The organism is Streptomyces sp. NBC_00647, from assembly GCF_045207245.1.
In the GTDB taxonomy this organism is placed as follows: domain Bacteria; phylum Actinomycetota; class Actinomycetes; order Streptomycetales; family Streptomycetaceae; genus Streptomyces.
The window spans coordinates 8060749-8073195 of record NZ_CP109040.1 but is presented as its reverse complement, the minus strand read 5'-3'; the positions used below and the strand labels follow the sequence as shown (position 1 = coordinate 8073195).

General features: G+C 71.8%; 10 protein-coding genes. 5 read left to right on the top strand and 5 right to left on the bottom strand.

What is annotated here, in order from left to right:
* The first annotated feature begins 61 nt into the window (after positions 1-61).
* Positions 62-1444: a low temperature requirement protein A gene (locus OG788_RS35455; protein ID WP_406375131.1), complete on the top strand. Its 1383-nt coding sequence runs from the start codon at positions 62-64 to the stop codon at positions 1442-1444.
* On the opposite strand, the gene OG788_RS35450 is transcribed toward OG788_RS35455, so the two are convergent.
* The 3 genes from OG788_RS35450 to OG788_RS35440 form a co-directional block, all read right to left on the bottom strand.
* Positions 1445-2119 (bottom strand): GntR family transcriptional regulator, encoded by a 675-nt coding sequence (locus tag OG788_RS35450; protein WP_351554568.1) that lies wholly within the window; start codon positions 2117-2119, stop codon positions 1445-1447.
* Positions 2120-2274: 155 nt separating this feature from the next.
* Positions 2275-3222, bottom strand: coding sequence for a beta-ketoacyl-ACP synthase III (locus OG788_RS35445; protein ID WP_406375130.1), 948 nt, complete (start codon positions 3220-3222; stop codon positions 2275-2277).
* 237 nt (positions 3223-3459) lie between these two features.
* Positions 3460-4791 carry an OFA family MFS transporter gene (locus OG788_RS35440; RefSeq protein ID WP_356751133.1) on the bottom strand — a complete coding sequence of 444 codons (1332 nt, stop codon included), beginning with the start codon at positions 4789-4791 and terminating at the stop codon, positions 3460-3462.
* 267 nt (positions 4792-5058) lie between these two features.
* On the opposite strand from OG788_RS35440, the gene OG788_RS35435 reads away from it, so the two are divergent.
* The gene (locus tag OG788_RS35435) at positions 5059-6030 is read left to right on the top strand and encodes a 2-dehydropantoate 2-reductase (RefSeq protein WP_351554560.1); all 972 of its coding nucleotides are present in this window, start codon (positions 5059-5061) and stop codon (positions 6028-6030) included.
* A gap of 171 nt (positions 6031-6201) precedes the next feature.
* The gene (gene fdhD / locus OG788_RS35430; protein ID WP_406375129.1) at positions 6202-7065 is read left to right on the top strand and encodes a formate dehydrogenase accessory sulfurtransferase FdhD; all 864 of its coding nucleotides are present in this window, start codon (positions 6202-6204) and stop codon (positions 7063-7065) included.
* A 130-nt stretch (positions 7066-7195) separates the two neighbouring features.
* Here fdhD and OG788_RS35425 read toward each other — a convergent pair whose 3' ends face one another.
* Entirely contained in the window at positions 7196-7738 is a 543-nt protein-coding gene (locus OG788_RS35425) for an isochorismatase family protein (protein ID WP_406375128.1), read from the bottom strand.
* A gap of 463 nt (positions 7739-8201) precedes the next feature.
* Between OG788_RS35425 and OG788_RS35420 the strand changes: the two genes are divergently transcribed.
* Positions 8202-10097, top strand: coding sequence for an exo-alpha-sialidase (locus OG788_RS35420; RefSeq protein ID WP_406375127.1), 1896 nt, complete (start codon positions 8202-8204; stop codon positions 10095-10097).
* A gap of 10 nt (positions 10098-10107) precedes the next feature.
* Positions 10108-11346, top strand: coding sequence for a DUF4185 domain-containing protein (locus tag OG788_RS35415; RefSeq protein WP_406375126.1), 1239 nt, complete (start codon positions 10108-10110; stop codon positions 11344-11346).
* On the opposite strand, the gene OG788_RS35410 is transcribed toward OG788_RS35415, so the two are convergent.
* Complete coding sequence (locus OG788_RS35410) at positions 11279-12409, bottom strand: bile acid:sodium symporter family protein (protein WP_406376933.1); 1131 nt, start codon at positions 12407-12409, stop codon at positions 11279-11281. The two genes, OG788_RS35415 and OG788_RS35410, sit on opposite strands and share 68 nt — an antisense overlap.
* Between the last annotated feature and the right edge of the window lie 38 nt (positions 12410-12447).

Genomic DNA, 12447 nt, shown 5'->3' with positions numbered 1-12447 from the left:
CCGGACTTTCGGCGGGGCGGCCGCATACGATCTCCGCATCGATCAGTCGCGGGGGGAACGCATGAGCAGAGCGGGGAATGAGGCGGGGCCCGCGTCGGTGGACGAACCGGCGCGGCCTGCGGCGCGGGAGGTGCCGAGTCCGTCCCCGTCCGGGGACGCGGCTGCGGCGGCGCGCCCGCTGTCGGCCGAGGCGGCGCACCCGCCAGGTCCCGAACCCGTGGACCCACGGGCGAAAGAGGCGGGGCGTCCGGAGTCGGAGGAGGCGGGGCGCCGGGTCAGCACCCTGGAGCTCTTCTTCGACCTGGTCTTCGTCTTCACCCTCACCCAGCTCACCGTGCTGCTCGCCTCCGATCTGTCGTTCGCGACGGCGGCGCGCGTCGCGCTGATCTTCGTCGTGCTGTTCTGGATGTACGGCGCGTACGCGTACCTCACCAACCAGGTGCCGCCCGACCGGCCTTCACGGCGGATCCTGCTGTTGCTGGGCATGGGCGCCTTCCTGGTGTGCGCGCTGGCCATCCCGCGCGCCTTCGACGACGGCGGCGTCGTCTTCGGCCTGGGCTTCCTGGCCGTCGTGCTCGTGCACAGCGCGCTGTACACCCGCGGCCACGGCCGTGACGTCGTCTGGTACGCGGTGCCGAACTCGCTGGCCGCGCTGGCGGTCACGGCGGCGGGGCTGTTCGACGGCCCCCGCGCCGACGGGCTGTGGCTGCTGGCGCTGGTGCTGCAGTTCGTCACACCGTTCTTCGCCGAGCACGGTCCACGGCGCCGGGGCGGGCGCGAAGCCGCCGCGCTGCGTTCCCAGTTGGGCGCGCTCGACCCGGCCCACTTCGTCGAACGGCACGGGCTGCTGCTCATCGTCGCGTTCGGTGAGTCCGTCATCGCGATCGGCATCGGGATCGGGAACCGGCCGCTCACCGCGGATCTGTTCGTGGGCGCCTTCCTCGCGCTCGCGCTGGCCGGTGCTCTGTGGTGGACCTACTTCGTGCGCGACGAGCACGGGGCGGAGGCCGCGTTCACGGCGACGTCGCCGGACCGGCGCTGGCGCCTGGCGATGAACGCGTACTACTACGCCTTTCTGCCCATGCTGCTCGGCATCGCCTATTGCGCGGCGGGAGTGAAGAAGACGCTCGGGCATCTCACCGAGCATCTGCACACCGGTCCGGCGCTGGCGCTCGCGGGCGGGGTCGCGCTGTTCCTCGCCGGGGACGTCGCGTTCCGTTCCGTGCTGCGACTGTGGCCGGTGATCTTCCGGGCCGTCGCGGTCCCCGTCGCGGCGGCCACCGCGCTGCTCGGCGTCCAGCTGTCGGCCGTCGCCGAACTTCTCGCACTGGTCGCGGTGTTGGTGGTGATGCTCGGCGCGGAGGCCCGCTGGTCACCGTGCCGCCCGGCCTCGCGACCGGGCGTGGACCCGAGCGCGGGCCCGGGGACGGTTTCCGTCGGCTGACTACTTCTCGCGCTCGTGGTACATCTGCCGCGTGTGCTCCGTGTGCGCCCGCATGACCGCGGTGGCGCGCTGTTCGTCGCGTTCCGCTATCGCGGCGATCAGTTCGCGGTGCTCGATCCAGGACTGCCGGCCGCGCTGCCGGGCCACCGGCGTGTAGTACCAGCGGACCCGGCGGTCGACCTGTGCGGCGAGTTCGGCGAGGACCGTGTTGCCGGCGAGCTCCATCACCTTGGCGTGCAGCCGCGCGTTCATCGCGACCGCGCCGTCCACGTCGTCGGCGGCGACCGCCCGCTCGCCCTCGGTGCACAGGTCCTCGAGCGCGGTGATGGCGGCGGTGCCCGCGTTGGCGGCGGCGAGCCGGGCGGCCTCGGCCTCCAGGAGCGTGCGGACCGTGAGGAGCTGGTCGGCCTCCTCCTCGGTCGGCTCGTGCACGAACGCGCCCTGGGCGGGCCGCAGATCGACCCATCCCTCGGTACTCAGCCGCTGAAGGGCCTCACGCACCGGCTGCCGGGACACTCCGAGATGGCCGGCGAGTTCGCTCTCGACGAGATGCTGGCCCGGCTGGAGGGCGCGGGTGGTGATGAGTTCCAGCAGCGCCTCGTAGACACGGTCGCGCAGCGGACCGGGCCGCTCGAGCTTGGGTACCGCTCCCTGAGGCAGGCCTGTCGACAACATCACGGTCCCTCCTGGGCAGCGCCGTCGCCGCGATAGGAAAGTCGATTATCAATTGTCTTTCGCCTACAGTCTACGGCGCACAAACGCCGACGGGCACGGGAGTTGGGCTTGTCACACCCGGGTGCGCGAGGGCCGGACGAGCAGCTCAGGCCGCCTCACGGACAGCGGACGACCTGCCCGGCGTAGGACAGGTTGCCGCCGAAGCCGAACAGCAGGACCGGGTCGCCCTTGGAGATCTCACCGCGCTCGACGAGCTTGGAGAAGGCCAGCGGGATGCTCGCGGCGGAGGTGTTCCCGGATTCGACGACATCCCGCGCGACGACGGCGTTGACCGCGCCGATCTTCAGGGCGAGGGGCTCGATGATGCGCAGGTTGGCCTGGTGCAGGACGACTCCGGCGAGGTCCTCGGGCGTGAGGCCGGCCCGCTCGCAGGCCTTGCGGGCGAGCGGCGGGAGCTGTGTGGTGGCCCAGCGGTAGACACTCTGCCCCTCCTGGGCGAACCGCGAGGGGGTGCCCTCGATGCGGACCGCGTGCCCCATCTCGGGCACCGAGCCCCACAGCACCGGCCCGATGCCGGGCTCCTCGCCCGGGGAGCAGGCCTCGACGACGGCGGCCCCCGCGCCGTCCCCGACGAGGACGCACGTGGTGCGGTCGGTCCAGTCCGCCACGTCCGACATCTTGTCCGCGCCGATGACCAGCGCCCGGGTCGCGGCACCGGCACGCACGGCGTGGTCGGCGGTGGCGAGGGCGTGGGTGAAGCCGGCGCAGACGACGTTGACGTCCATCGCGGCCGGCGAGGGGATGCCGAGGCGGGCGGAGACCCGGGCGGCCATGTTCGGGGAGCGGTCGACAGCGGTGGAGGTGGCGACGAGCACCAGGTCGATGTCGCCAGGCGCCAGACCGGCCGCGGCGAGCGCCTTGGCGGCGGCGTGCGCGGCGAGCTCGTCGACCGGTTCGTCGGGCCCGGCGATGTGGCGCGTCCGGATGCCCACCCGGCTCGTGATCCACTCGTCACTGGTGTCGACCAGGCCCGCCAGGTCCTCATTGGTGAGTACCTTGGCGGGCTGGTAATGGCCGACGGCGACGATCCGTGAGCCGTTCATGAGTGGTCCCCCTCGTGCTTGGTAGCGGGATCCACCAGTCTGATCAATGACTCACGGGTACGACGGCAGGTGATGCCACAGGATTGGGACGCCAGGCTTGTCGGCTTCTGTCAGACTCTCGGACGCCCGAACATCTACCCCGAGAACAGTTGTGTCGCCTTCTGGACGAGCTCGTAGAGGCCGTAGCACAGGGGTGCGCCCACCCACAGCCAGGCGAAGGCGATCAACGGCCGCCTGTCAGGCGGACTCGGGCTGCTGTCGTGCGACATCGGCGGCCTCCCTCGGTGCGGGGATGTGGTGGCGGGCGTGGACGGGCCGTACGAACTCGTTCGCGACGAAGCCGACGGCGAGCAGCCCGATCATGATCAGGAACGACAGTCCGTACAGGGAGGAGCCGTGTTTGCCGGCCGCCTCCTGGTGGTCCGCGATCCAGTTGACGATCAACGGGCCGAGGACACCGGCGGTGGACCACGCGGTGAGCAGCCGGCCGTGGATGGCACCCACCTGATAGGTGCCGAACAGGTCCTTCAGATAGGCCGGGATCGTGGCGAAGCCTCCGCCGTAGAAGGAGAGGATCACCAGCGCGGCGAGGATGAACAGCGGCTTGGAGGAGTCCCCGAACCAGGCGATGACCGCGTACATGAGCGCGCCGGCCCCGAGGTAGACGCGGTAGATGTTCTTGCGTCCGATCAGGTCCGAGGTCGAGGACCAGCCGATCCGGCCCGCCATGTTGGCCGCGGAGAGCAGGGCGACGAACCCGGCGGCGGCGGAGACGGAGACCGGTGTGGAGGAGTCCGCGAAGAAGTCCGTGATCATCGGGGCGGCCTTCTCCAGGATGCCGATACCCGCGGTCACGTTCATGCAGAGCACGATCCACAGACACCAGAACTGCGGAGTCCGTACGGCGCTGCGCGCGGAGACCTGGACCCCGTCGAGCGCGCTCGGCCCGGACACGGACGGCTTCTCACCTCGGGGCACACGCACCAGCAGCACCCCGAGCGTCATGAACACGGCATACGTCAGCCCGTGCACGAGGAAGGCGAGCGCGATCCCGGAGGAGTCGGAGCCGAAGGACTTCAGCATCTGGGCGGACCAGGGCGAGGCGATCAGGGCGCCGCCGCCGAAGCCCATGATCGCGATGCCGGTGGCCATGCCGGGCCGGTCCGGGAACCACTTGATCAGAGTGGAGACGGGTGAGATGTAACCGATGCCGAGGCCGGTCCCGCCGACGAAGCCGTAGCCGAAAACGATCAGCCAGTACTGCTCGGTGGCGGCGCCCAGCGCGGCGATGAGGAAGCCGGAGGAGAAGCAGACGAGGGCGACGGTCATCGCCCAGCGCGGGCCGTTGCGCTCGACGAGCGTGCCACCGAACGCGGCCGACAGACCGAGCATCACGATGCCGAGCTGGAAGGGCAGCGCGCTCTGGGTTCCGCTGAGACCGAGCGCGGATTCGAGCGGCGGCTTGAAGACGCTCCAGGCGTAGGCCTGGCCTATGGAGAGATGGACCGACAGAGCGGCCGGCGGGACGAGCCAGCGGCTCCAACCGGGCGGTGCGACAGGAGGGCTCATGATCCGGACGATAGGAAGCGGTTGCCCGGCTGTGAACCCACGCGACGCGAACGGGGCGGCTCTGTGCGACGAGCGGTCCCCCTGACGCGACGAACGGTCACCGGGTCCTGATTTCTCGCGCCGCGCACGGACTGCCCTGCACGGAGTGCCCCAAGACCCCTGGCGTCGTCAGGCCTCTTGCCCCCGCCCATTCCATCCTGTAGACAATATTTCGTCGACAGAGTTCGGAAGTTCCTCGGTACCCTCGACCGAACGGAGCGCCACACAGTGAGAGTCGCAGTTCTCGGCGCCGGTGCGATCGGCGCCTACGTCGGCGCCGCGCTGCACCGCGCCGGCGCCGACGTGCATCTCGTCGCCCGTGGACCGCATCTCGCGGCCATGAGGCAGCACGGCGTCCACGTCATCAGCCCGCGCGGGGACTTCACCGCGCGGGCCCACGCCACCGACGACCCGGCCGACATCGGTCCGGTCGACTACGTCTTCCTGGGCCTGAAGGCCAACTCGTACGCGGCGTGCGGGCCGCTCATCGAGCCACTGCTGCACGACACCACGGCGGTGATCGCCGCCCAGAACGGCATTCCCTGGTGGTACTTCCACCGGCACGGCGGCCCCTACGACGGCCACCGGGTGGAGAGCGTGGACCCGGCCGGCGCGGTCAGCGCGGTGCTGGCTCCCGAACGGGCCATCGGGTGCGTCGTGTACGCCGCCACCGAGCTGGAGGGACCGGGAGTCGTACGCCACCTCGAAGGCACCCGGTTCTCCATCGGCGAGCCCGACCGGTCCGTCTCGGCACGCTGCCGGGCGTTCGGCGACGCCATGCGGGACGGCGGGCTGAAGTGTCCGGTCGAGCCGGACCTGCGCAACGACATCTGGCTCAAGCTGCTCGGCAACATCTCCTTCAACCCGATCAGCGCACTGGCCCGGGCCACCATGCGGCAGATGTGCCTGCACGGCGGGACGCGCAAGGTCATCGAGATCATGATGACCGAGACACTGAGCGTCGCCGAGGCCCTCGGCTGCGAGGTGGGTGTGTCCATCGAGCGGCGCCTCGCGGGTGCCGAACGGGTCGGTGACCACCGCACCTCCACGCTCCAGGACCTGGAACGCGGCAAGCCCCTGGAACTCGACGTGCTGCTCGCTGCCGTCGTGGAGCTGGCGGAGATCACCGGGGTGCCGGTGCCGACGCTGCGGACCGTGCACGCCATCTCGGATCTGCTCGCACTGCGGACGGCCGCATGAGCGCGGAGCGGGCCGCCCGCCGAGGCTGGCACGCGGCCCGCTCCGTACGTGCAGGACAATGAGAACGCTGAGGTCACCTCCCCGCACGACGACGCGGTGACCCGCACGGCGACCGCCGTATGAAGGGCCGCTCCGGCCAGCCGCACGTACAGAAGCGGGACTGATCAGGACATGGGACGAGTCACGGAACGACGCAAGGTGATCCGCATCCGGGACGGGGCCGTGAGCACCCGCCCGGACACGCTCGTCGCCGAGGAACCGCTGGAGATCCGCCTCAACGGCAAGCCTCTGGCGATCACCATGCGCACCCCGGGCGACGACTTCGCGCTGGCCGCGGGCTTCCTGGTGAGCGAGGGGGTGCTGGGCCTGGCCGACGAGCTGCAGAACATCGTGTACTGCGCGGGGGCCACCGTGGACGGCTCCAATTCCTACAACGTCGTCGACGTGCGGACGGCACCCGGCGTCGTCATCCCCGACATCACGCTCGAACGCAATGTGTACACGACGTCCTCGTGCGGCCTGTGCGGCAAGGCGAGCCTCGACGCGGTCCGTACGACGGCCCGCTGGCCCGTCGACGACACGGAGGGCGGCACCACTCCCCCGGTGCGGCTGGAGCCCGAGCTGCTCTCGAGCCTCCCCGACCGGCTCCGTGCGGCCCAGCGGGTCTTCGACCGGACCGGGGGCCTGCACGCGGCGGCCCTGTTCACCGAGGAGGGCGAGCTGGTCGACGTGCGCGAGGACGTGGGCCGGCACAACGCGGTCGACAAACTGGTCGGCCGCGCCCTGCAGAACGGCACGCTCCCGCTCACCCGGACGGTCCTGCTGGTCTCCGGCCGGGCCTCCTTCGAGCTGGCGCAGAAGGCGGTGATGGCCGGCATCCCGGTGCTCGCGGCGGTCTCCGCCCCGTCGTCCCTGGCCGTCGACCTGGCCGTCGAGACCGGCCTGACCCTGGTCGGCTTCCTGCGCGGCGCCAACATGAACGTGTACGCGGGCGAGCACCGCGTCGCCCTGCGGGCCGCGGCCGCCCAGGGCTGACACCGGTTCCCCGCGACACGGCGGTGGGGCCCCGAACGGCGGGGAGCGCCCCCTGCGCCGGAGGGGCCCCGCCTCGGCCCAGGACCCCCGCCGCCTCGGCGAACGCGGGCACCTCACCGGCGCTCACGGCTCAGCCCGTCCGGAAGCGCACCTCGCCGGCCGTCACGACCGTGCCGAGGCGCGGGAAGTCCAGGCGGACGGAGGCCTCGTGCTCGGGGGCGGTGAACGCGGCCATCGCGTCCTCCACGAAGACGAGGTCGTAGCCGAGGTCACCGGCGGCGCGCGCGGTCGACTCGACTCCCAGGTTGGTGGCGATTCCACCGAACACCAGGGTGGAGACGCCGTGTTCGCGCAGCCGTTCGTCGAGACCGGTGCCCTGGAACCCGCCGATGGTCCGCTTCACGATCTCCAGATCACCCTCCGCGACGAGCCCGGCGACGAGCCCGCTGCCGGGCGGCTGCTCGGGGACTCCGGACCGCTCGACCCGGATGAGCACCACGAGGGCGCCCGCCTTCCGGAAGGAGGCCGCCAACTCCTCGGAGGTGGCGAGGACTTCGGTGCCCTTGTGGGGCGCCAGGGGCAGCGCCACGATGCGCTCCATCAGATCCACGAGCACCAGGGCGGTGCGGGTCGGATCCAGGACGAGGCGGGGTTCGGCTTCGGGTGCGGTCATGACGGAACGTTAGCCCGCATCAGCCGTCCGTACTGGAAATCCGGATCAACAAGCCCGTGAACTCCCCTGTCCGAGGGCAACGACTCGCCGCCCGTGGCGATCCCTCCATCCGAGTGAGCGGCCGCCGCCGGGCCGCGCCGGGTCCGCGGCCGTCCGCGGGTTCGGCCTGTCACTCGGGCTCCCCGCCGGACACACCGGAGCTCGGGAAATCTGGCGCGAACACGACCGGTACACGCTTCTTGTGGGGTGCCTGAGGGCCCAAGTAGCGTCTGCGGCGCGAACGTTGGACGTGGGATGTCCAGAGAATCCGGAATGCCCAACCGTACGAAGGGCAGGTCGCACCATGCCGTCACGCCTCCGCACCCGTCCGAGATCCGCCTTCGCGGCCCGGCCGGGCCCCGGCTCCCGCACCCTTCCGAGACCCGACTTCACGGCTCGCCGGGGGCCCGCACCCCGCACCTTCGTGAGACGGCCCTTCTCTGCCCGGCCGGGCCGCGGCCGCCGCGCCCGGCTCGCAGCCGCCCTGACCGCCGCTCTCAGCACCGCCGCGCTGCTCGCGCTCCCGGGCACGGCTCGCGCCGAACCGGCTCCCGCGACGGGCGAGTTCGAGCAGCAGGTCCTGTTCAAGGCCGCCCAGGATCCGGGCTACGCCTGCTTCCGCATCCCGTCCGTCGTACGGACGACCGAGGGAACGCTGCTGGCGTTCGCCGAGGGACGCGTCCTCAACTGCGGCGACGCGGCCGACATCGACATCGTGGTGAAGCGCTCGGCCGACGGCGGGCGCACCTGGAGCCCTCTGCGGGTCGTGAACGAGGGCGGCGGGGACACCCACGGCAACCCCACACCGATCGTGGACCGTGAGACCGGCCGGATCGTGCTGGCGGAGACGTACAACACGGGCCGTACGGACAGCGCGGGTTGCCCGGTCCCCTGCGACCGCACCCCGCATCTCCAGTACAGCGACGACGACGGTCTCACCTGGTCGCAGCCGCGCGATCTGAGCGCCGAGATCCTCCCCGCGAACTGGAACTCCTGGTACGCCACCGGCCCGGTGCACGGCATCCAGCTCACCCGCGGCCGGCACGCGGGACGACTCGTCTTCGCCGTCAACACCGAGACCTGGAACGGCAGTCGGGTCAGCGCCAACAACGCCGCGCTCATCACCAGCGACGACGGAGGCGACCACTGGGACATCGGTGCGACCGACTCCTGGCCGATCGCGGACGACGGCACCTTCCGGCAGAAGCCGTCCGAGATGACCCTCACCGAGCGCACCGACGGATCGGTCCTGGTCAGCGGTCGCGAGCAGGACGGCACCGACCTCGGGCACCGCACCCAGGCGGTCAGCCGGGACGGCGGCGACAGCTTCGTCTCCTCCTTCCGTGACGTCCCGGACCTCTACGCGCCCCAGGTGCAGGGCTCCACCCTGCGCGTCGGTGACCGGATCCTGTTGTCCTGCCCGGGCGACCCCGACCGCCGCAGGACCATGATGATCCGCTCCTCCTACGACGGAGGACGCACCTGGGACAGCGTGGACCGCGGCACGGTCGTGACCACCGACTGGTCCGGCTACTCCGATCTGGTGCGGATCGACGGCGACACCGTGGGCCTGATGTACGAGGGCGGTGCGGTCGACGCGCGCGACGAGATCCGCTTCGCCCGGTTCACCGAGGACTGGCTCCGGCCGCGCCGGGGCCCCGACCCGACGACGGCCGACCTCGCTCCGCTCACCCGGCGGGCGGCGGTCCTCGGCGGCCCGGCGCGGACGGCGGGCGTCCTTCGGGGTGCGCTGGAGTTCGACGGCGCCGACGACGCCGTACGACTGCCGTATCAGGACCGGCTCGCGCTCGGGACGAAGGACTTCACGGCGTCCCTGTGGTTCCGTTACACGGCCACCAGCGGTGAGCAGCCGCTGCTGTGGATGGGCGGGATCGGTACGACACAGCCGCAGGTGTGGCTGCGCGGGGAGCCCGCGTCCAACCGGATCACCGGTCTCATCACCACCAGGAACGGCGCCGCGGCCCCGACCACCGCGTCGGTGCGCACGACGGGCGCGTACAACGACGGCCAGTGGCACCATCTGGCGCTGCGCCGTGGCGGGGGACGGCTCACGCTGTTCGTCGACGGGACGACCGTCGGCGCGGCGGACGTGCCCGGATCGGTGAGCCGGAACTCGCCGTTCGGGGTGCACATCGGCCAACGGATGGACAGCCGCGCGTACTTCACCGGCGCGATCGACGATGTTCGGGTCCACGACCGGGCGTTGAGCGACGACGAGCTGTCGGCGCCGCCCTCGGAGCGGCTGACCCGGGACACTGTCCTGTGGCTCCCCATGGACCATGTGAGCGGGGACCACTAACGTCCCGTCCGTGCCCGACGACGCACGAGCGCGACGGCGGAACGGGACCGGGTTCGGCCTTCTGCTGGCCCTGGTCTCGGCGGCCGTGCTGCTCACCGCCCTTCCGGACCATGACCGGGAGGGCGGCGGCACGTGTTCGGCCCGCACCCTCACGTCCTGGAGCGCGGAGGCGGAGCTCACCCGCGAGTTCGCCCGGTACGGCGACGACGCCGGCCGCGCCGACGACTGGACCGGCGGCGACGGAACCCATTCGGTGCGGCTCCCGGACGGCCGGGTGCTGTGGCTGTTCTCGGACACCTATCTCGGCCAGGTGTACGCACCGCCGAACCCGGTGGGCGAGTCGTACGCCTGGCGCGACGCGAACGCGCCCCTGGTGCGCAACTCGGCGATCGTGATGTCCCGCGACGGCCGGCTGCGGACCACGCTGCCCGCGCCCGTCTTCCCCGATCCGGCGCCGCGGCAGTGGCGCTGGCCGGTCGCCGCCCGCGTCGAACCCCGCTCCCCGGGCTCGGGACGGCGGGTCGTCCGGGTTCTGCTGTGGACCCGGACGGCGGGGCAGGCGCCGTGGATCTACGGCGTGCCCACCGCCACCGAGGTCGCCACGCTCTCGCTGCCCGGACTGCGCCTCGAAGGCATCACCACGGTCCTGGACCAGCGTCCGGTGGCGGACGCCTCCCGGCGCGTGCTGTTCGGTACCGCGGCCGTCGACGCCGGCGCCTGGACGTACGTCTTCGGGAGCGACGACGGGCGGGCCGCCGCGCGCCCCGCCGGGCGGGCGTACGTGGCGCGGGTGCCGCGTGGCGCGCTCGGCGAGCCGGCGGCCTGGGAGTACTGGGACGGTTCGGCCTGGACGGTGCGCGGGCGTCCGGCGCCGGTGCTCGGGGACGGCCGGCGCACGGGCGTGGGCAGCGCGTTCACGGTGGCGCGGGACGGCGGCACCTACGTCCTGTTCACGATGGCGGCCGGCGCCGCGGGTCTGACCACGATCACCTCGTACTGGGCGTGCGCTCCGGCCGGGCCCTGGCACGGGCCCACCCGGAGCTTCAGCCCGTCGCTGCCCGACGGCGACGTGGCCGCGTACAACCCGCAGGCGCACCCGGAGCTGGGCGACGGCGAGCGGATCGTCCTCAGCTACGACGTCAACTGGCTCGACGCCACGGGCACGACGGCGCAGGCGAACCTCAGCCGGAACGTGTCCCTGTACCGACCGCGATTCGTGACGTTGCGGCTGGGGAGACCCGGCTCCTAGCGGACCCGGCGGTCCCGCCCGCTCCGGCCGGACCTCCTGTACCGGAGCTGCCGCCGGTGCCCGTCGTCCCGCCTGTCCCCGACAGTCGGTCAGGCCCGGCCGGGCCGGCCGGCCCGGTCGCCTCGGGGTCGCGGGCGCGGCGCTTGGCGATCACCGCGCACACCATGAGCTGCATCTGGTGGAAGAGCATCAGCGGGAGCACGGCGAGCGAGGCGTGCGCGCCGAACAGGACACCGGCCATGGGGAGTCCGGAGGCGAGCGACTTCTTGGACCCGGCGAACTGGATGGCGATGCGGTCCTCGCGGCCGAAGCGCAGGGCCTTCGCGCCGTACCAGGTCAGGAGGAGCATCACGCCGAGCAGCAGTGCCTCGACGACGAGGAGTCCAGCCAGCTGCACGGCGCTGACCCGGTGCCAGATGCCCTGCACCATGCCCTCGCTGAACGCGGTGTACACGACGAGCAGGATCGAGCCGCGGTCGACGTGACCGAGGACCTTCTTGTGGCGTGTGATGAAGGCGCCGATCCAGGGGCGCAGCAGTTGCCCGGCCACGAACGGCACCAGCAGTTGCAGCACGATCCTGACGAGCGCGTCGGGCGAGAACCCGCCGCCGCTGTTGCCGAGGAGGGCGGCCGCGAGCAGCGGGGTGACGACGATGCCGGCCAGCGACGAGAAGGAGCCCGCGCAGATCGCGGCGGGCACGTTGCCCCGGGCGATCGAGGTGAAGGCGATCGACGACTGGATGGTCGACGGGACGAGCGTGAGGAAGAGGAGGCCGGTGTAGAGGTCGTGCGTCAGCAGCACCGGCTCCAGGCCGCGGGCGGCGAGGCCGAGCAGCGGGAACACCACGAAGGTGCACACCAGCACCGTGCCGTGCAGCCGCCAGTGTTTGAGACCCTCCACCGCTTCACGGGTGGAAAGGCGCGCGCCGTACAGGAAGAAGAGGAAGGCGATCGCCGCCGTGGTGGCGCCGGAGGCGACATCCGCCGCCGTACCGCTCGCCGGGAAGAGGGCGGCGAGCCCCACGGTCCCGAGCAACAGCAGGATGTACGGGTCGATCGGCATCCAACTCGGCCACTGCAGGCGTTTCACGGTGCTCCACT